The sequence below is a fragment of the Sphingobium phenoxybenzoativorans genome (assembly GCF_018286635.1).
GTDB classification, from domain to species: Bacteria; Pseudomonadota; Alphaproteobacteria; order Sphingomonadales; family Sphingomonadaceae; genus Sphingobium; species Sphingobium phenoxybenzoativorans.
In genome coordinates, this window is sequence record NZ_CP073910.1 from 3,953,452 (window position 1) to 3,969,721 (window position 16,270).

Genomic DNA, 16,270 nt, shown 5'->3' on the forward strand with positions numbered 1-16,270 from the left:
AGCCCGGCAAGCCCGATGCCCGCAAGGCCAGCTATTACGCGCCGGAGCGTGATACGGACCCTCATGCCGCCGACACCGGACGATGTCTCAAGAGACTGGCGAGAAGAGCCAGTCCCCCAAGAAAATAGGCAGCCGCGCCCACCAATAGCATTATGACGCCGCCTAGCTGCTGGTCGGTCAGCGGGTCCAAGCCGTGAGTGGCGCCATGTGCGCCCGAGTAGAGAGTCCGCGGCGCCAGACCGATCAGCACACCCAGCAATGTCATATGCATGGACGTCAGGAGGAGCGCACCGATGCCCGACGCCCGTGCAGGTGCCTTCAGGACCGAAGACCAGAGCAACAGGCCGGCGAGGCCGAAACTTAGTTGTTCGAGCGCGCGCACGAGGAGCGAAGCATCGGCTGCGGCTCTCGCTGCGGGGGCGTGCCACAGCCACACCGTCGCGAACTCGATCAGCATCATCGCCATCGGCGCGACGACGGACGGCCATCGTACAGCGGGGTCGGCGCGCGTCCCCGCAAGTCCATAGGCGATGAGTGGCGCCGCGACGGCGACAGCGATCATATGCGCCCCCATATGTCCTATCATGCCCATGCCGCTGACCGCGATCAGCCAGGCAGTTGGCAACAGAAGGAAGCCTGAGATGAGCGCCACTTGTCTCACAGACAATCTCGCAGGAAGATGACCGGAAGCGCCGTGAAGCCGACAGCGACGAAACTCAGCCCCGCGAGCAGCAACGTCGATTTTGAAAGAAAACGCAGGCGGTCGCTCTCTGTGCCGTCCTGATGTGGGGGTGATTCGCCGGGAACGCGTCCCTGTTTCCAGGCAATCCATCCCGAAAGAATGATCAGCCCCAGGGCAAGCGCCGTTCCGGCGACAAATAGCGTGGGGAATGTCGCAAATCGGCCAACTTTCGCGCAGTTGATGGCCGCCCAGAGATAGGAGAAAAGGAAATGTGCAGCCCAAACGGAAGGCGGGACAATCAATGTCCAGAGCGTGACTTGAAGCCGCTCGTGCCAATGTGGCGGTCGCTCGCTCATACCGCCTCCGGAAAAAGACCGATCGTTCCATAGGCGATGACAACGGTCAGGGCGAGAAAGTGCATATAGACGGTCACGTTCCGCAGATCGGCGTCATGCTCGGGCGTCATCCGACCAGCTACACTGCGCGCAAGAGCATAAGAGAGCATGATTGCAGCGACGCCGGCATGGGCCACCGTCCAGATCACGAGCGTCCAGACGATCGCTGGATAGCTGTGTGCGGTTGGATCCATGCCGGATGCCCAAGGGCCAGCCAGTCCCGCGCCTATGCCGGCAATGCTCACCAAAATGCCGAAGGCAATCAGCAGCCGTCCAAAGCGTACAAACGCCCGTGCGTGACATTCTCTGGCAGCTAACGTCGCCGCCCAGCTTAGCAGACCCAGTGACATGGCGATCATCGGCCAGAAGATGCCCGGCGCCGCAGACATCGCAACGGGCGGAAAATCGTCATGCCGCGTCCAGAAAAAATAATATCCAAAAACCAGACCCGAAAAGGCGGTAGCGTCTGCCATCATCGTGATGAACATTGCCCACCAGCCGGGCGAGGATACGCCTGACAGATAGAGGGGGAGTTCAATGCCGTGACCTATGGGCTTGGAACATTTCTCCGGAATTTCCGCCGTGCCGCTCCAAAGCCACCAGAGAATGAAGGCCAGCGTCAAAACGGCTGACGCGAGTGCCAAGCCATAGAGATGATAGGTGGTGAGAATGAAGACGCCGCCAAGCGCAACTGCCGTCAACATAGGAATAACACTGGGCGTGCCTAGTCGAATGACTGCGAGAGGCCTTGCGTCGAGAACAGTCGTGACGATAGTTTCCCGTCGTCCTTCCTCGGCATCGGGCAGAAAGAACCGCCCTTCATCGACTTTCGCGACAAAATCCTTCTGATCCCAGATCGGATAACGGCTCTCGATAAGCGGGATCGAACGGATACCCCAATTCTCGTCCTCGGGATGTGCAAGCCATTCGAGCGTGCCAGCGTTCCAGGGATTGCGCGGCGCGCGGGAACGCCATGGCGATCGGCACAAATCCAAACAGATGATAGCCACGCCGCCGGCGAAAATATAAGCGCCCATGCTCGATACAAGGTTGAGGCCGCCGATCCCCAGAAACTCCGGATAAGTAAAGACGCGACGGGGCATGCCCATGAGGCCGGAAAGGTGCATCGGAAAGAAGGTGAGATTGGCGCCTCCAAAGAGCATCCAGAAAGCTGTGCGGCCAAGGCGGTCCGAGAGCTTCTTTCCCGTCACGAGCGGCCAGTAATAATAGAGGCCGGCGAAGATCGGCATCAGCGTGCCGCCGATCAGGACATAATGGAGATGGGCCACGACAAAATAGGTGTCGTGCGCCTGCCAATCAAAGGGGGCTATCGCGACCATGACGCCGGTAAGCCCCCCGATGACGAAGATGCCCAGGCTGCCGGTTGCATAAAGCAGTGGCGTTGACCAGGTGACCCGGCCCGCCCACAGTGTCGCGATGAAAACAAAGATCTGGACGCCCGTGGGGATCGCGACGGCTTCCGACGCGGCCGAGAAGAAGGCAAGACTTATCTTCGGCAGGCCGGTCGTGAACATGTGGTGGACCCAAAGGCCAAAAGAAAGAAAGGCAGTTCCGACGGCGGCAAGGACAATCCAGGGATAGCCCAGCAGATGCCGCTGTGCGAAAGTCGGCACCAACATGGCAAACAGCGCGATCGATGGCAGAAAGACGATATAGACTTCCGGATGTCCGAATATCCAGAAGAGGTGCTGCCACAGAAGCGGGTCGCCACCACGGCTTGCATCAAAGAAGGGCCAGCCCAGCAGCCGTTCCATCTCGAACAGAATGTCGCCCGCGATCAGTGGCGGAAAGGCAAAAAGGATCATAACCGCCACAACCAGGATATACCAGGCGTAGAGCGGCATGAGGTTGAGCCGCATGCCGGGGGGTCGGCACTTGAGAACGCCGACGATCAGTTCGACGGCAGCCGCGACCGAGGACACCTCAATGAAGGAAAGCCCCAGCATCCAGATGTCTGCCCCCAGGCCCGACAGGTCCGTGCGGGTAGTAAGTGGTGGATACATGAACCAGCCACCATCCGGCGCAGCGTCGAAGAAGATCGAACCCGACACGAAGACGCCGCCGATTAGGAATGACCAGTAGCCAAACGCCGAGAGGCGTGGAAATGGTAGGTCCCGCGCGCCGAGGAGCTGGGGCAGGAGTATGATGGACACGGCCTCGAACATCGGCACGGCGAAGAGAAACATCATCATTGAGCCGTGAAGCGTGAACAGTTGGTTGAAAGTGCCTGCACCCACAAGGTCATTGTCGGGGACCGCCAGCTGGGCGCGCATGATGAGTGCGAGTACGCCGGCAAACAGCATGAAACCAAAGGCGGTCAGCACGTACCAGATGCCGACCTGATTATTATTGGTGTCAGTCCATCGCAGGAAAAGCCCCCGGGGCGGTGCCCAGACCGCACGGAGCCGTTCCTCTTGCGCTGCGCGCAGGCCTGGATCGTCTTGGTCGTGCAGACTCATCTGAGCGCCTTCAGATAGTCGGCGATGGCGAGTGCATCCGCAGTGCTCAGTTGCGCAAAATCCGGCATGCGCGCGCCGGGCTTGCTATCCTGCGGCGTTCTTATGAAGGCTGCAATAGCATCGCGCGTTGGCGCCAATGTACCTGCGCCCAAGCTTGCGCGCTCTCCAAAACGACTAAGATCGGGACCAATCACGCCGCGATGTGGGGTACCGCGGATGGCATGGCAGGCGCCGCAGCCATGCCGGTCGAAGGCTTGCGCTCCCCGTCCTTCGCGTTCCGCAATCTCGGCAGGTTTGCGGCTGCGTTCGTGCCAGGCGTCGAATGCGGCTGACTCCATGGCTACGACATCAAAGGCCATAAGCGCGTGGCTGAGGCCACAAAATTCGGCGCAGACCCCACGATAGCGCCCCGCCTTCTCCGCCTTGACGACGAGCCTAGTGGTTCTCCCGGGGATCATATCCATCTTTCCCGCCAGACCCGGGACCCAAAAACTATGAATGACGTCACTCGCCGTCAGCTCAAAAGCGACAGTGCGCCCTACCGGGATCCGTACTTCATTGGCAGAGACAAGCGGCTGACCATCGCCATTTCCATGATAAGCCACCCGCCACCAGAATTGTTCGCCGCGGACGGCGATGACGAGATCCGTCGCTGAGGCTCCGCGGGGCCGCATCGCAGGCAAGGCATATAGGAGAAGAAGGGTCAAAACGAGCGCAGGTCCAATGGCGCCGACCCAAAGCACCATGCGCATGCCCGCCTCGTGGCTAAGCCGCCCTTCCTGCGCACGGACCGCGCGAACATAGAGCGCCGCAACGAACAGCAGGATGACCAGCGCGCCGGTCACCAGGACGACGAACATCGACCGGATATCGCGCACCTCGGCACCAAATGGCGCAAGCGTCGATTGATGTTCGTTGCAGCCGGAGAGCAGGAAAAGCAACACAGCCAATCCCTTCACTCTGCCCATACATCATCAACCCCATTGGCGTGGCGCAATCGACACGGCACCGACTTGACCAACGCCTTCGCGGCAATGCGGTTCAATTGCTTCTGAAACGTAACAATCGCCGCCGATCGCGGAGCCGGGATGCCCATCGGCAACCAAGCGCAAGCTTGCGCATTGGTGGGTGACAACCTTCATGCCGGAGACGTCAGTTGGCAAGCATAACCCCGGCCGGTAGGCCACTCCTCCACCCGCTCCATGCGATCTTCACGGCTTTTCCCGTCGCCTTGTTTACGACAGGCTTGCTTACGGACATCGCCTATCTACAAACTGCAGAAATTCAGTGGACCAACTTTTCAGCCTGGCTGATCTTCGGCGCGCTCATAGGAGGCGGGGTCGCGCTCCTGTGGGCTGTCATCGCCGCCCTGCACACTTGTCTGCGCCGCACGAACATGCGGCTATTTGTCCTGTTGCTGGGACTTTCCTGGCTTTTGGGCTTGGTCAACGCATTCCAGCACAGCCGCGACGCATGGAGTTCGGTTGGCGCTACCGGGCTCACTTTGTCCATCCTGAGCGCTTTGCTGGCGCTGGCGGCAAGCTGGATGACGCATAGCTGCACCTTGGAGTCAGGCGCATGACCTACAATCCCTTTTTCAAGTCGGCGACGATTGTGGTCACGCTGACCCTCGCGGCGTGCGGTAGCAGTGAGCCCGGCATTGACCAGACTGGACAGACACCTGATCTCCCCGATCAGCGCCAGACGCTTGTTCCGCCGATGAAAATCGCGTCGCCCGCACCATGGAACGGCGAGAAGCCGGTCGCACCTCGGGGATATGTGGTGACCGCCTTCGCGACAGACCTCAAGGTGCCGCGTCAGGCCCTTGTGCTTCCCAATGGCGACGTCCTTGTGGCCGAAGGATCCGGCGGATCGGATGCTCCTAAGATGCGGCCAAAGGATGTCATTGCGGGCTACATCAAAAGTTGGGGGAAAACGCCGGAGAAAGGCGGTAATCGCATCACGCTTCTGCGCGACCGGGATGGAGATGGCAAAGCCGAGCTGCGCACAACCTTCATCGCCGGACTCAACGCGCCTTATGGGCTCGCCTATGTGGACGGCAGCCTATATGTCGCCAATCAAGACGCCTTGCTCCGCTTTTCTTATAGCGATGGCGCGACGCGCATCACATCGCCTGGAGCGGTACTGACGACCCTACCCTCGCGCATCAACCACCACTGGACGAAGTCGCTGACGGCAAGTGCGGACGGAACTAAGCTTTATGTAGGCATCGGTTCCAACAGCAATGTAGGTGAGCGCGGCATGGCGGTTGAGGAAGATCGGGCCGTGATCTGGGAGATCGATCGGATGACGGGCGCGCATCGCCAATTTGCGAGCGGCATTCGCAATCCAACGGCGCTCGCTATCCAGCCTCAGACGAAGGCCCTCTGGGCAGTCGTTAACGAACGCGACGAGCTTGGGCCGCAGCTTGTGCCTGACTATATGACCTCCGTGCGGGGCGGCGCATTTTATGGCTGGCCCTACAGCTACTGGGGCAAGAATGTCGATCCGCGGGTCTCTCCCCAAAACCCTAGCCAAGTCGCCAAGGCCATCCGGCCCGACTTCGCACTCGGCTCCCATGTGGCTGCGCTGGGACTGAGCTTCGTAAGTGGCGATGGTCTGGGCGGGGCATTCCGGGAGGGCGCATTTGTCGGAGAACATGGTAGCTGGAATCGACAGGATCTTTCCGGATACAAGGTCGTGTGGGTTGCTTTTTCCCGCGGACGCCCCGTGGGTAAGCCCGTCGATTTTTTGACGGGATTTCTCCAGGACGGTCATGCGCGCGGCCGTCCGGTGGGCGTCACTTATGACCCTGTCGGATCCGCGCTCCTCGTGGCAGACGATCTCTCGAATACACTGTGGCGCGTTGCTCCTGCGCCGGAATCAAGACCCTAGGCGTTATCCTCCGCCGGGATATGAAGTTCGCGAGTCTTAGATATGGTCGGCTACCGTGTGCCAAACGCCAATTCCCTGGCAGTCGGGAATATCGCAATCCGCAGGTCTCTGATCATCCAAGCGAATCCAGAGGCTGCCGAGAAATTGTTTTCTCAGGCGTCATTTTGACGCTCGGTGCGCAGGCACCCGCGTCATTTAAATAATATCACTGGTGAAGGTGATGCTATGGATATCGAAAAGCGGTATCGGCATGACAATACCTTTTTACAGCGCGATGACCGCCCGCGCTGACAGTTCGTCGAGATCGTCAGTGATCCAGCGGGCATAGTGTCGTTCAATCATAGCTACCGACGTATCATGTGTGGCGGCCACCAGCCGGATCGGCAGCCCGGCTTTGATAGCCCGGACGATTGAGGAATGTCGCAGGGCGTAAGGCACGACATCCGGGATTTTGAGCTCATCCACCAGCGTCTTCCACGGGCGGCGCATTTCTGACGGTGTCTTCCAGGGCTGCCGCGTTATCCTTTCCCACGCAATTGGCCCGGTCTGCCGATGATGCCAGCGTTCCAAAAGGATGTCCCCGGCCGGACGATCCGCACAGTAAATCCGCAATGCGTCTGCTACGTCCTTGCTCACGGCAACTCTGATCGCGGATTTAGCTCTACCCTTCCCTTTCCGCGATGCAGGCACCAGCAAGCGGTTTTGATCCAACTGCACATCGGCGACCCGCATACGGACAAGCTGAGCAAAACGGGCACCCGTAGCTGCCATTAACATGACCACCATCGCGAAGTCGCCCTCCGTATCCTTGGCTATGGCTGCCTTGACGATTTTGCGGACCATGTCGTCCTCAAGCACCTGACCTTCCCGGGCGACACTCTCATTCTGGCAAGCTTCGGCGAAAACGGGCTTGAGGCCATGCTTTATCCGGATCGCGAAGTCCGGCGGCAACACGCGACGCTTCTCCTCATAAACGGAATTCAATGCCGCCTTGAGTTCGGCCATCACGCGCTGCTTGCTGCTGCCCTTGAGCTGAACGAGCCGACGTTGCCAGTTTCGCAGGTCGCTTTCACTGATTTCTACCAGCAGAATCCGGCTTAAAATCTCGTCATTCAAGACATGCGGCTTTAGCTTAGAGGATGCTGTCGACCGCGTGGGGCGCCCCGCCCTCTCACTATCTCTCGCATCTCGATCTGCGATATGCGCGACGACAACGTCGCGGATTGTAAGGTGCAAATCCTTTGGCTGCTCATCATCCCCATGCAGACCATCAATCCATTTGTTGCACTCCGCCAGAGCCTGCTTCCAATCAAGGATACCTTCGCCGTCGGCATCGATCCGATCATCGCATTTGCCGAGCCTCGTCTTGATATAGTCATGGTTTGATCCGGCAGGCCTATACCGCGCGAACCAGCTGCCCTCTCTCTTTCCACGGTAATACCCGATATGAAGCCCTTTGCTGACTGTGCGCCAGTAGGGCAGATGGCGTGGCTTCAATCGCAGGCGAGAAGCCCGCTGATCAATTCGCTCTTCCTTGCCAAGACGTGCCATCTGCCCTCACCAGAAATACGAAAAACGTCATCAATAGATCATCAATATCCATATCAGGACTTCGGAAATCGCAACAGAACGAAATTTATAAAAATATAAACTTTTCAATCTATTATGGACCATTCCCTTGCGTGCTACTGCGTACAGTATTCCGAAATCACGAGCGCTTTCACGGCTGAAACAAGGGTTCGACTTCCTTTGATAACAATTAAAATTGATGGCTCAGAAGCTAATTTCAGCGTCGTCATCAATCAACGGGACGGCACGCGGCCGTACTTGTCGGGACATATTTCCTATTTTCGAGGGACAGGTTTGCGGCTTCAGCTGATAGCCAATAGGGAAGGTGACATCGTCCGAAGGCCTACGAATCGAAAGTGTCGCTCAAAGCGTACAGGGCTCCGGCTAGCGATTGCTCGACTTGGCAGACTTCAAGGTTGAGGCAAAACGCGATCTGAACATACGACAATCCATGCCAGGCATGCAGAAGGAATATGGCGCGTTGCGGCTGCGGCAGCGCCGCCAGTGCCTCACTGATGGATTGCGTCACTAATTTCGTCCAACATTGATCGTGTGGCTTCGCTGGCTATCATCACCAGCGGGGCTTCTGCGGCCTGCAAACAGCGATCCAGATGTAGCTCACGGTAAATTGGGCTGAAGGCATCGATCAACGCCTCCAGAGCCGGCGTAACACCACCAAACTCTTCTTCGACAGCAAGATCGAGCGCCATGCGTAGATCGTGGCGAATGTGGCGGGCGTTCCAATCATCGGAGTAGCCGCGATGGAGAAGGTAAGATTTTAAGCCAAGCTCAAGCGATATCGCGAGCGAGGTCAGATCAGGCTCGAGGAATCCATAGGCATTCGAGAGAAAGGCTTCGGCTAATTCGGTGTCGCGCATTATGTTGCCCCCCCGTTCTGCTGAAACTGTCCAGCGGCCACAGGATCGCAGATCGATAGATCGATCGCTTCCGCGTCGCCGGCCCTTTTAGAAAGGGAGTTTTTTAGGCGCCAATCAAGCTGCTAAAACTTCAATTGAAGTCACTTCAACTGCCCGGGAGCAGCCGCGAGCACGAAATTCAGTTGAAGTTAACGATGCTAACCCGCTGCGAAGCTTTGATTCAGGCCCTCAGGCGTACCACTCACCGCAACCAAATATTTGCGTGTGATTTGCGTGAAATTCACGCAAAATCGGCTCATTTTCAGCATGGACTTTGCGTTGGCATCATAGGGGTCGCAACCTGGTGGCCCGCGCTGTTAGTTCGACTTGCCATGCGACCAAGAGATGGTCCTGGTTGGCAAGGCTGAAACCGACCGGCATTCGTAGCTTAATCATTCGAACCCATTAGGGTTCGCGCGCTGCCGAAGCAGGTGTAACAAGTCTGCTGGCTCCGCTAAATCCACAGAAATCATTTGCGCCCAAATTTGAGCGAGTTGGCGCCTACGCGGCAAGTAAGCGGCTCGGTTATAAGCGCCTTCAACTTTGTTAGCAGGAACGTGCGCCAACATCAGATCGATGATGGCACGATCATCCTTTTGTCCGTGCTTCGACGCCCATTCATTCATGATGGTCGAAAACGACGCCCGAAACCCATGTGGAACATGCCGCCCATGATATCCGGCGCGATTGAGCAGATAGCCTAAGGCATTTTCGCTCATAGGCCGGTGCATATTCCGTGCATTGGGAAATACGAGTTGAAATTCGCCGGTCAGCTTATGAACGGCTCTCAAGACCGTCACGCTCTCTTTGGCCAATGGCACGAGGTGATCGCCGCCCTCCTCCACTTTCCGGTCGAGATCGCCCTTCATTCGGGCAGACGGAATGCGCCAAAGCGGCTCCTCGCCCTCCAGATTTTCAAATTCGCCCCACGTCGCTCCGCGTAGCTCACTGGGCCTCACCGCCGTGAGAGCAATCAGACGCATACCGAGGCGCGTAACCGGGCGGGCATAATCGTCGTCTAAATCTTTCAGCATTGTCCGCAGCTGTACGATATCCGTAATCGCTGGCTGCTTGCCTTTTCGCGGCAAGGGCTTGAGCGCCCCTCCTACCTTCTCTGCTGGGTCAGCCGTGGCGAGGCCTGCAGCTATAGCGTAAACGAAAACGGCAGAGATGCGCTGACGAACGCGCTTTGCCGTTTCGATTGCGGAACGGTCCTCAATCTCTCGGAGGACTTTGAAAATGGTCGGAGTCGTGATCCCCGAAATGGGCAGCGTACCGATTCGCGGAAAGACGTCCCGTTCAAAACTCCGAATCACGTCAGCAGCGTGGACTTTCGCCCATTGCGGCAAGCAGTTTGCATGCCATGCGCGCGCCACCTTCTCAAAGGTTTCGCGAGAGGCTTGGATATTCGCCTCTACCTTCATGCGCTGAACTGTGACCGGATTAAGGCCTTGCTCAAGCTGTCGACGCGCTTCGTCTCTCAGCGAGCGGGCTTCGGCAAGGCTCATGCGGGGATATTGTCCGAAGGTCGTTGTCACGTTCTTGCCGTCATAGGCAAAGTTCATGCGCCATGACTTGGCGCCCTTGGGCGTTACAAAAAGATAGAGCCGTTGGGCGTCGAACAGTTTGTAGCCTTTGGTTCCTGGCTGTGCGGCGCGGATTTTTGCATCGGTAAGCATCGTATCCCAATACCTCGTTTTCGAAGTTCGATACCTCGTCTGAGTACCTCGGCTGCGCCGGAGGCACGCGGACGGCTACGAACAAGCAACGCTGATAAAGGGTAGAAAACCGCCAAAAATGTCAATCCGAGCGGACTGTTGAGAATGGCTGAGAATGGGGGATTGGTGGACAGGGCTGGATTCGAACCAGCGTACGGGAAACCCGGGCAGATTTACAGTCGAGTGGAGTAACTATCCGGACTGTTCCCAGCGTGTCCTTTAGCCAGCAATTTCGGGGGTTTTTGCTTTTTCCGGCATTCTGAAACATTCCGGGAACGTCTGTGTAATTCCGGGCGCGGTTACACAGGAATTGACGAGCAGAACCGAGCTAAGCCTCTTCCCGGTCGCCCGACAACTCGCGAACCTGTTGTCGATATCTCTCGGCCATTATGAGGTGCGTCCGCCGGGCGACCGGATCGAGGCAGTTTTCCGCCTTCTCGATCTCTTCACGCGCCCGCCGTTCATAATATGCGCGATCGATCATATCGAACATGCTGCCTCCCCCAACCTCAAAAAGCGGGCAGGACGGTCGCGCACTGTCCTGCCCGGCCCTCGAAACAAGGGTGTCGATGGCGAGCGCTATATTACCAAACGTGTCTGAGTCGCGGCAAGAGACCCTGGGACGATAGGGTCAATAGGGACAGTAGGTGCGGCTAACTCTATCTGCTGCCTCACGTCGGCGTCAGGCAAAGTTGCCTTTGTCCTCCATGTCGTCAGGAAGCAGCTCGTCATGCTCTGCGGGTGGCTGCTTAGCTGCCTTGTCCTTATCCGCTTCTGTCGGCTTCTCAGTGTCGGCTTCCTTTGGGTCGCTCATGGGTGCCTCCTATGCATGAATTAAATGAAGCGCCTGAGGGATCCTATGTTTCCACGTGCTCGTATAAACTCACTGCCTCGCCGCCGACATTAATGGAGAAACGCCTGTGTCTGAAACGCTCGATCATGCTGCCACCGTTGCGACCTGGACCGACGAACAGCTTATCGACACGTGGGAAACCGCGTCAGAGGAAGAGACGGAAAATCCCTCAGGTCTGCTCCTCGCCGTCATTGAAGAGATGGGAAAGCGCGAGATCAGCTTCTGACGTTCTTCCGTTTGTTCTTATTTCGTTCTACCCTCCTTCCATAGTGATTCGCGGAAGGAATGAGCAATGAACCCCGTCGCTGAGATACAGCGCCCCTTTGAGGGCCAGAACCCGACCGTTGATTATGGCTTTGACGATGGAAGCTTCAATATTTGGATCAGCCACGCTGACGACACACTGACGAAGCTCGATCAGCCGTTTCATTCGATCGACGACGTGGCTCAGGCGATGCAGGCCTATGCCTCGAAATATGGTATGACGGTCAAGACGGTCGATCAAATCCGCGCCCAGTTCGCGGACGACATCGAGTTTATCGCCCGCGCCGACGCCGAAGCCAGTGAGTACCTCTGACGACTTCCCGGAGATTCTCACGCCCCACCAGATCCGCTTCGAGATTGATTTTGCCATAGGGCAGATGTCGCGTGGAGCGCTGCGGGAGTGGGCCGGGAAGAATGAACTGAAGTCCGCCGCCGCTCGTCAATATATCGTCGATCGGATCGCGGTGCGGTTCGAGCGGCTCCAGGTCCGCAGGGCCGCGCCATTGCCGCATCCAACCGACCGATCCAAGCAACCCGAATGACCCGCTGCCGCCTCTGCTCAACAAATGACATCGACGGGCTGATCGAGGACGTGGCGCAGGGTCTGTGGGCCAGCTTCCCTCGGGACGTCGCCTGCACATGGGAAGATGCGACGGGCTACTGGCAATATGTCATGCGAACCCATGCCCGCGTGACCATCAATCTGCTAAGGGACAGCCATAGATCCAATGATGCCGGAGCGTACAGTCATGTGTAATCGCGCCAGGCAGAGAGGCGAGCCGGAAACAATATTCACGCGGTTCAATGCGCTGTTCCCTGTGGATAAGCCTATGGATAACCGATTCAATCCTGTGGAGCTTTTTCCGAAGTCGCGGACCTATGTCGTGCGCGAGGAAGCAGGCCAGCGGGTCGCTGACGTCATGCACTGGGATGTCCTGGGCGGCATGGCGAATTTCCCGATGACGAACGTCCGCAATCTGGCGCTGCCGCAGTGGCGCAAGCTGGCGTCCGATCCGGCAAAGCGCTGCCTCGTGCCGCTAACGGAGTTTTGTGAGTGGGCACCCAAGCCCACTGATCTGGGCGACGGCAAGAAGCCGGTGCGCGGGGAATATTGGTTCGATGTGGTCGATCAGCCTATATTCGCGGTTGCTGGCTTCTGGCAACAGCTAGGAGACGACAAGCATTTCGCGATGGTGACGTGCGATCCGAACGAGCTAGTCGCGCCAGTCCATCCTAAGGCCATGATCACCGTCCTGCATGAGACGGATTGGGATCGATGGCTGCACGGGAGCCATGAAGACGCCGTGGACCTACAGCGGCCCTATCCAGCAGATCAGATGCGGATGCGCGGGCCGGTGTATCCGACGCGAGCCAAGGCGTGACCATCTGGGAAGAGGTCCATCGCGGCTATGGAATATCCTATGGTCCTGGGGTCGTTCGCGTGCGGCGGCCCGGAGAGACGGACCCGATTGACGCTGCGGCCTATGCAGAGCCGGGGGAAAGCCGCCAGGATTTGCGGCAGAAGGCGAAGGCCCTCATTGAGGCTGATCGAGCGCGGCCACGATAATTTCCTGAAATATGCCTACCCAGCTAACTGCCGAAACTGACGAAACGTCCTTTTCACGGCGTGGACACGTTGCGACGCATTGCAGTATGGCTTTACGAGCTAGCAGCGCGCCGCGATTGTTTAACGGGCCGGAAGACATTCAAAAGAGCCGGAGAAGATATCCGCCGCCTCCCAATAGGCAGGCCAGGCCGAGGAAAATAAATGCTTCCGTTGCCGCGCTCAGAGGCATTGATCGTCCTTTGGCAGACTGCCTCTCCACCCGCGCCACCAATTTCAACAACAGGCAGCCCGCAATGATTGCGCAAATCGCAGACAGGCCAGCCAAGACCGCAGACGGATCGGTGATCGTGGTTGATAAGCCATCTTCGCCCATGCGATCTTTATGCAGGACAAGCCAATCTCGTCAACGCGCGTTCGTCTAACGCAGCCTTACTCCCGGCCCAGCGCCAGATGATAGTTCACCAGCGGCTATAAAAATGATGCCCGCTTCCTCAAGCGCAGCCTTCATGGCGTTGACGCTAGACAATCGAACATCCTGGCCCTGCTCAAAACGCGACACCGTGTTAACGCCAACCTTGGCGCGCTCCGCTAGTCCCCCATTGGTCATCATGAGAGCGGTTCGCGCCATGCGACATTGAGCGGGATTCATCGGCATTGGGTTCATCTACACCAAATACAGCTTGACGCAAGCCGATTAACTGTGATTACTGGTGTCGCTCACACCAGGGCGGCCGAAGAGGGGAAGTGGAATTTCCCTACTTCGGCCTAACCGAAACCGATCCTAAGGAGATCGATAATGGCTACATCTTCCATAGGGCGGAGCATTGCGCCCGCCAATCCCACTTTACCATCAATCTCGCGCCGCGGCCTCGTCGCTGCTCTCGCTGTCGTGCCAGTCGCGGCGTGCGCTGTCCCGGCAGTTGCCGCCACAGTTGATAGTTCCGCATGGGACGCCGCGATGGCCCATTACCTGAAATGCAAGGAAGTTGCGGACACTTTTGGGCGAGAGGTTCATGACCCCGTGCATGCGCAGGTCAATGCCATCCGCCCAACCTACAATTTCACGCATCAAGCAGGCGTCGGTCTTCCCTGCCGCTACTTCATCCCGGCGTCAGACTTCGAGCAATTCGATCTGGAGGACCACGCTCATGATCCTCATGCTTTCATCCGACCCAAGATCGAAGCCCTGAAGGAGGAACATGCACGGTTCGAAGCTCTGAAGGCGGAACTGGATGCTGACGCGATCAACGATCGATACGACGCACTCGTCGATGCCGAATGTGAAGCCTGCTATGAACTTCTGCAGATGCCCGCTCCGCATGCCGCCGCTATGCTGTGGAAGGCCGAGTATCTTTTCGGGGCAGAGGCGAAGACCGGCGATAGCACACCGTCCTACAGCGGCGACTATGTGGAGCCGTTCCTGAACGATGTCCGGCGGTTCGCGGGAGGTGCAGCATGAACGTCATTGCACCAACGCGCGCCGAGGACTGGCTGGCCTGCTTCGAAGCAGTTGGCGGCGGCTACATGATGGACGGCCGGGAAACACGCTTTTTCTGGGCTGTCCAAGGCCGCAGCGACGCCGAGATTATCGAAGCGCGGCGGCTCTACAATCTGCTCGGAGAGAACGTTTATCTGTGGGCAGGAGTTACGGCCACCATCGAAGGCCGCTCGGCAAGGGAGGTGGAAGCATGATTGCCCTCCGTCACAATCCGCCCGCGCGTTGCCTGCCGCCGCATTCAATCTATGCGCCGTCTCAGGCATCATTCAAGCGTGAGAAGGTTCACAAGGCGGTTAAGCCGCGTGAAGCAACACAGCAGCCTCCGCTTGCCGGTGTGCTTGAAACGGATGCGGATCGCCTCGATCTCCTCCGAGCGATCGACCAGTTTGTCCGAGATACCGGTATCACTGAAAGCAAGTTCGGCCGGGATGCCGCAGGCGACCCACGCCTGATCTATGATCTACGGCGAGGCCGAACACCCCGGCACAAAACGCGCTTGCGGGTCCTTCATTACATCAATCGCGCCTACATCGACCGGGCTGCGGCAAGCAGGGAGGGCCGCTGACATGGCTACAGTCCTGAACAACCCTGTTGCGCTGCAAGCACCACCAGCCGCCGTCACCCGCATCCTCAGCCGCTTCGATCGGGATCAACTGGCTGCTTTCATATCCGTGGCGATCGATCTGCTCGACATCGCCGACGGTGACCCGGACCTAGAGAACGCAACGAATCTGGAGGACGACTTCATCCTGACGAAACAAGCCAAGTTTGATGCTGGTCCTGGCCCTGGCTGCCGGATCAGCGACGCAGGCGAGCATGCTGGCGATGAAGAGGATGGCACGTTGGCTGAGGATGAACCCTGCGCTAAATTCCTGATGATGGACAAGGGGCCGGGCTGCACTGTCTCCGATCCTGACGCGGGGGTGGAAGACGAGGGCCACGATCCGGAAAATGAATATTAGCGCCTTCAGTAAGAATGGAGGAATAAGATGAGTGTGCATATCCTTGAAATTCGAGGCGAAGCGATTGTCGCTTTAGGAGCAGAAAGCCAGATTGAAGCGGAGCAAATAGTTGAGGAGGACTTTTTTCGATCAGATCTGATGAGCCTCGAGACCGAAGGAAAACCGCTCTGGAATGGCATAGACGAGCTTTTCCTTCGAGACCCGTATCCTGAAGAATTTGCTGCATTCCAATCCGCCGTTCAAAAGGCTGGAGCGGAAATTGATGATTATGTTCTGTTCCTCGTGCCCGTCACCGACCCTTCCGACGACCTTCTTGAGGAGAAATAATTAGAGGCGGGCCGCAAATCACAGCGGATGCAACCCGGAGAACGTGTATTAGCCGATAGGTCATGCAAATTTGCCTGACCTTAACCTCCCGGTAACCATCCCACGGCATTAAGCTCCGGCGACCCGTGGGAGGATAATCTTCC

Annotated in this window: 24 protein-coding genes and 1 tRNA gene; 13 read left to right on the forward strand and 12 right to left on the reverse strand. The window is 57.8% G+C overall.

What is annotated here, in order from left to right:
• Positions 1 to 61: 61 nt before the first annotated feature.
• The 4 genes from KFK14_RS19540 to coxB are packed head-to-tail and all read right to left on the reverse strand — an operon-like array spanning position 62 to position 4,525.
• A complete protein-coding gene (locus KFK14_RS19540; RefSeq protein ID WP_212608858.1) occupies positions 62 to 661 on the reverse strand; it encodes a cytochrome c oxidase assembly protein in 600 nt (199 codons plus the stop codon).
• Complete coding sequence (locus tag KFK14_RS19545) at positions 658 to 1,038, reverse strand: hypothetical protein (RefSeq protein ID WP_212608859.1); 381 nt, start codon at positions 1,036 to 1,038, stop codon at positions 658 to 660. The genes KFK14_RS19540 and KFK14_RS19545 overlap by 4 nt, the downstream gene beginning before the upstream one ends.
• Positions 1,035 to 3,557, reverse strand: a complete 2,523-nt coding sequence (locus tag KFK14_RS19550) for a cbb3-type cytochrome c oxidase subunit I (RefSeq protein WP_212608860.1) — start codon at positions 3,555 to 3,557, stop codon at positions 1,035 to 1,037. Before KFK14_RS19550 ends, KFK14_RS19545 begins: the two co-directional genes overlap by 4 nt.
• Positions 3,554 to 4,525: a cytochrome c oxidase subunit II gene (gene coxB / locus KFK14_RS19555; protein WP_212608861.1), complete on the reverse strand. Its 972-nt coding sequence runs from the start codon at positions 4,523 to 4,525 to the stop codon at positions 3,554 to 3,556. Before coxB ends, KFK14_RS19550 begins: the two co-directional genes overlap by 4 nt.
• A gap of 188 nt (positions 4,526 to 4,713) precedes the next feature.
• On the opposite strand from coxB, the gene KFK14_RS19560 reads away from it, so the two are divergent.
• On the forward strand, positions 4,714 to 5,139 hold the full coding sequence (locus KFK14_RS19560; protein ID WP_212608862.1) for a DUF2231 domain-containing protein: 426 nt from the start codon (positions 4,714 to 4,716) through the stop codon (positions 5,137 to 5,139).
• Complete coding sequence (locus KFK14_RS19565) at positions 5,136 to 6,452, forward strand: PQQ-dependent sugar dehydrogenase (protein WP_212608863.1); 1,317 nt, start codon at positions 5,136 to 5,138, stop codon at positions 6,450 to 6,452. The genes KFK14_RS19560 and KFK14_RS19565 overlap by 4 nt, the downstream gene beginning before the upstream one ends.
• Positions 6,453 to 6,716: 264 nt before the next feature.
• On the opposite strand, the gene KFK14_RS19570 is transcribed toward KFK14_RS19565, so the two are convergent.
• From KFK14_RS19570 to KFK14_RS24280, 7 genes are all read right to left on the reverse strand, one after another.
• Positions 6,717 to 8,003: a tyrosine-type recombinase/integrase gene (locus KFK14_RS19570; protein ID WP_212608864.1), complete on the reverse strand. Its 1,287-nt coding sequence runs from the start codon at positions 8,001 to 8,003 to the stop codon at positions 6,717 to 6,719.
• 361 nt (positions 8,004 to 8,364) lie between these two features.
• Complete coding sequence (locus tag KFK14_RS24370) at positions 8,365 to 8,550, reverse strand: RNA polymerase sigma factor (protein ID WP_212608865.1); 186 nt, start codon at positions 8,548 to 8,550, stop codon at positions 8,365 to 8,367.
• A complete protein-coding gene (locus KFK14_RS19580) occupies positions 8,531 to 8,899 on the reverse strand; it encodes a hypothetical protein (RefSeq protein WP_212611287.1) in 369 nt (122 codons plus the stop codon). The genes KFK14_RS24370 and KFK14_RS19580 overlap by 20 nt, the downstream gene beginning before the upstream one ends.
• Positions 8,900 to 9,330: 431 nt before the next feature.
• Positions 9,331 to 10,617 carry a tyrosine-type recombinase/integrase gene (locus KFK14_RS19585; protein ID WP_212608866.1) on the reverse strand — a complete coding sequence of 429 codons (1,287 nt, stop codon included), beginning with the start codon at positions 10,615 to 10,617 and terminating at the stop codon, positions 9,331 to 9,333.
• Between the two features lie 163 nt (positions 10,618 to 10,780).
• Positions 10,781 to 10,874 (reverse strand) — tRNA-Tyr (locus KFK14_RS19590).
• Positions 10,875 to 10,984: 110 nt separating this feature from the next.
• A complete protein-coding gene (locus KFK14_RS19595; RefSeq protein WP_212608867.1) occupies positions 10,985 to 11,149 on the reverse strand; it encodes a hypothetical protein in 165 nt (54 codons plus the stop codon).
• A gap of 189 nt (positions 11,150 to 11,338) precedes the next feature.
• Positions 11,339 to 11,470 (reverse strand): hypothetical protein, encoded by a 132-nt coding sequence (locus tag KFK14_RS24280; protein WP_281417166.1) that lies wholly within the window; start codon positions 11,468 to 11,470, stop codon positions 11,339 to 11,341.
• A gap of 106 nt (positions 11,471 to 11,576) precedes the next feature.
• Here KFK14_RS24280 and KFK14_RS19600 point away from each other — a divergent pair, with 106 nt between their 5' ends.
• The 6 genes from KFK14_RS19600 to KFK14_RS19625 all read left to right on the forward strand — a co-directional run bounded on the left by KFK14_RS19600 (position 11,577) and on the right by KFK14_RS19625 (position 13,340).
• Positions 11,577 to 11,735 carry a hypothetical protein gene (locus KFK14_RS19600; protein WP_212608868.1) on the forward strand — a complete coding sequence of 53 codons (159 nt, stop codon included), beginning with the start codon at positions 11,577 to 11,579 and terminating at the stop codon, positions 11,733 to 11,735.
• A 66-nt stretch (positions 11,736 to 11,801) separates the two neighbouring features.
• A complete protein-coding gene (locus KFK14_RS19605; protein ID WP_212608869.1) occupies positions 11,802 to 12,086 on the forward strand; it encodes a hypothetical protein in 285 nt (94 codons plus the stop codon).
• The gene (locus KFK14_RS19610; RefSeq protein WP_212608870.1) at positions 12,073 to 12,315 is read left to right on the forward strand and encodes a hypothetical protein; all 243 of its coding nucleotides are present in this window, start codon (positions 12,073 to 12,075) and stop codon (positions 12,313 to 12,315) included. Before KFK14_RS19605 ends, KFK14_RS19610 begins: the two co-directional genes overlap by 14 nt.
• Positions 12,312 to 12,530, forward strand: a complete 219-nt coding sequence (locus tag KFK14_RS19615; protein ID WP_212608871.1) for a hypothetical protein — start codon at positions 12,312 to 12,314, stop codon at positions 12,528 to 12,530. The genes KFK14_RS19610 and KFK14_RS19615 overlap by 4 nt, the downstream gene beginning before the upstream one ends.
• A complete protein-coding gene (locus KFK14_RS19620) occupies positions 12,523 to 13,155 on the forward strand; it encodes an SOS response-associated peptidase family protein (protein WP_212608872.1) in 633 nt (210 codons plus the stop codon). Before KFK14_RS19615 ends, KFK14_RS19620 begins: the two co-directional genes overlap by 8 nt.
• Complete coding sequence (locus tag KFK14_RS19625) at positions 13,152 to 13,340, forward strand: hypothetical protein (protein WP_212608873.1); 189 nt, start codon at positions 13,152 to 13,154, stop codon at positions 13,338 to 13,340. Before KFK14_RS19620 ends, KFK14_RS19625 begins: the two co-directional genes overlap by 4 nt.
• Positions 13,341 to 13,479: 139 nt before the next feature.
• Here the strand turns inward: KFK14_RS19625 and KFK14_RS19630 are convergent, their stop codons facing one another.
• The gene (locus tag KFK14_RS19630) at positions 13,480 to 13,713 is read right to left on the reverse strand and encodes a hypothetical protein (RefSeq protein WP_212608874.1); all 234 of its coding nucleotides are present in this window, start codon (positions 13,711 to 13,713) and stop codon (positions 13,480 to 13,482) included.
• Between the two features lie 423 nt (positions 13,714 to 14,136).
• Here KFK14_RS19630 and KFK14_RS19635 point away from each other — a divergent pair, with 423 nt between their 5' ends.
• From KFK14_RS19635 to KFK14_RS19655, 5 genes are read left to right on the forward strand one after another with little or no spacing between them, the layout of a single operon-like run.
• Positions 14,137 to 14,799: a hypothetical protein gene (locus KFK14_RS19635; RefSeq protein ID WP_212608875.1), complete on the forward strand. Its 663-nt coding sequence runs from the start codon at positions 14,137 to 14,139 to the stop codon at positions 14,797 to 14,799.
• On the forward strand, positions 14,796 to 15,032 hold the full coding sequence (locus tag KFK14_RS19640; protein ID WP_212608876.1) for a hypothetical protein: 237 nt from the start codon (positions 14,796 to 14,798) through the stop codon (positions 15,030 to 15,032). Before KFK14_RS19635 ends, KFK14_RS19640 begins: the two co-directional genes overlap by 4 nt.
• The gene (locus KFK14_RS24120) at positions 15,029 to 15,403 is read left to right on the forward strand and encodes a hypothetical protein (protein ID WP_246524712.1); all 375 of its coding nucleotides are present in this window, start codon (positions 15,029 to 15,031) and stop codon (positions 15,401 to 15,403) included. Before KFK14_RS19640 ends, KFK14_RS24120 begins: the two co-directional genes overlap by 4 nt.
• A gap of 1 nt (position 15,404) precedes the next feature.
• A complete protein-coding gene (locus KFK14_RS19650; RefSeq protein WP_212608877.1) occupies positions 15,405 to 15,800 on the forward strand; it encodes a hypothetical protein in 396 nt (131 codons plus the stop codon).
• Positions 15,801 to 15,827: 27 nt separating this feature from the next.
• Positions 15,828 to 16,127, forward strand: coding sequence for a hypothetical protein (locus tag KFK14_RS19655; protein WP_212608878.1), 300 nt, complete (start codon positions 15,828 to 15,830; stop codon positions 16,125 to 16,127).
• The last annotated feature ends 143 nt before the right edge of the window (positions 16,128 to 16,270 follow it).

What these genes read in the sequence shown, in the direction of transcription:
- KFK14_RS19545 (WP_212608859.1), bottom strand. Translation starts at nt 1,038, where the DNA reads ATGAGCGAGCGACCGCCACATTGGCACGAGCGGCTTCAAGTCACGCTC.
- KFK14_RS19550 (WP_212608860.1), bottom strand. Translation starts at nt 3,557, where the DNA reads ATGAGTCTGCACGACCAAGACGATCCAGGCCTGCGCGCAGCGCAAGAG.
- coxB (WP_212608861.1), bottom strand. Translation starts at nt 4,525, where the DNA reads ATGGGCAGAGTGAAGGGATTGGCTGTGTTGCTTTTCCTGCTCTCCGGC.
- KFK14_RS19565 (WP_212608863.1), top strand. Translation starts at nt 5,136, where the DNA reads ATGACCTACAATCCCTTTTTCAAGTCGGCGACGATTGTGGTCACGCTG.
- KFK14_RS19570 (WP_212608864.1), bottom strand. Translation starts at nt 8,003, where the DNA reads ATGGCACGTCTTGGCAAGGAAGAGCGAATTGATCAGCGGGCTTCTCGC.
- KFK14_RS19580 (WP_212611287.1), bottom strand. Translation starts at nt 8,899, where the DNA reads ATGCGCGACACCGAATTAGCCGAAGCCTTTCTCTCGAATGCCTATGGA.
- KFK14_RS19585 (WP_212608866.1), bottom strand. Translation starts at nt 10,617, where the DNA reads ATGCTTACCGATGCAAAAATCCGCGCCGCACAGCCAGGAACCAAAGGC.
- KFK14_RS19595 (WP_212608867.1), bottom strand. Translation starts at nt 11,149, where the DNA reads ATGTTCGATATGATCGATCGCGCATATTATGAACGGCGGGCGCGTGAA.
- KFK14_RS24280 (WP_281417166.1), bottom strand. Translation starts at nt 11,470, where the DNA reads ATGAGCGACCCAAAGGAAGCCGACACTGAGAAGCCGACAGAAGCGGAT.
- KFK14_RS19605 (WP_212608869.1), top strand. Translation starts at nt 11,802, where the DNA reads ATGAACCCCGTCGCTGAGATACAGCGCCCCTTTGAGGGCCAGAACCCG.
- KFK14_RS19615 (WP_212608871.1), top strand. Translation starts at nt 12,312, where the DNA reads ATGACCCGCTGCCGCCTCTGCTCAACAAATGACATCGACGGGCTGATC.
- KFK14_RS19620 (WP_212608872.1), top strand. Translation starts at nt 12,523, where the DNA reads ATGTGTAATCGCGCCAGGCAGAGAGGCGAGCCGGAAACAATATTCACG.
- KFK14_RS19630 (WP_212608874.1), bottom strand. Translation starts at nt 13,713, where the DNA reads ATGGGCGAAGATGGCTTATCAACCACGATCACCGATCCGTCTGCGGTC.
- KFK14_RS19635 (WP_212608875.1), top strand. Translation starts at nt 14,137, where the DNA reads ATGGCTACATCTTCCATAGGGCGGAGCATTGCGCCCGCCAATCCCACT.
- KFK14_RS19640 (WP_212608876.1), top strand. Translation starts at nt 14,796, where the DNA reads ATGAACGTCATTGCACCAACGCGCGCCGAGGACTGGCTGGCCTGCTTC.
- KFK14_RS24120 (WP_246524712.1), top strand. Translation starts at nt 15,029, where the DNA reads ATGATTGCCCTCCGTCACAATCCGCCCGCGCGTTGCCTGCCGCCGCAT.
- KFK14_RS19650 (WP_212608877.1), top strand. Translation starts at nt 15,405, where the DNA reads ATGGCTACAGTCCTGAACAACCCTGTTGCGCTGCAAGCACCACCAGCC.
- KFK14_RS19655 (WP_212608878.1), top strand. Translation starts at nt 15,828, where the DNA reads ATGAGTGTGCATATCCTTGAAATTCGAGGCGAAGCGATTGTCGCTTTA.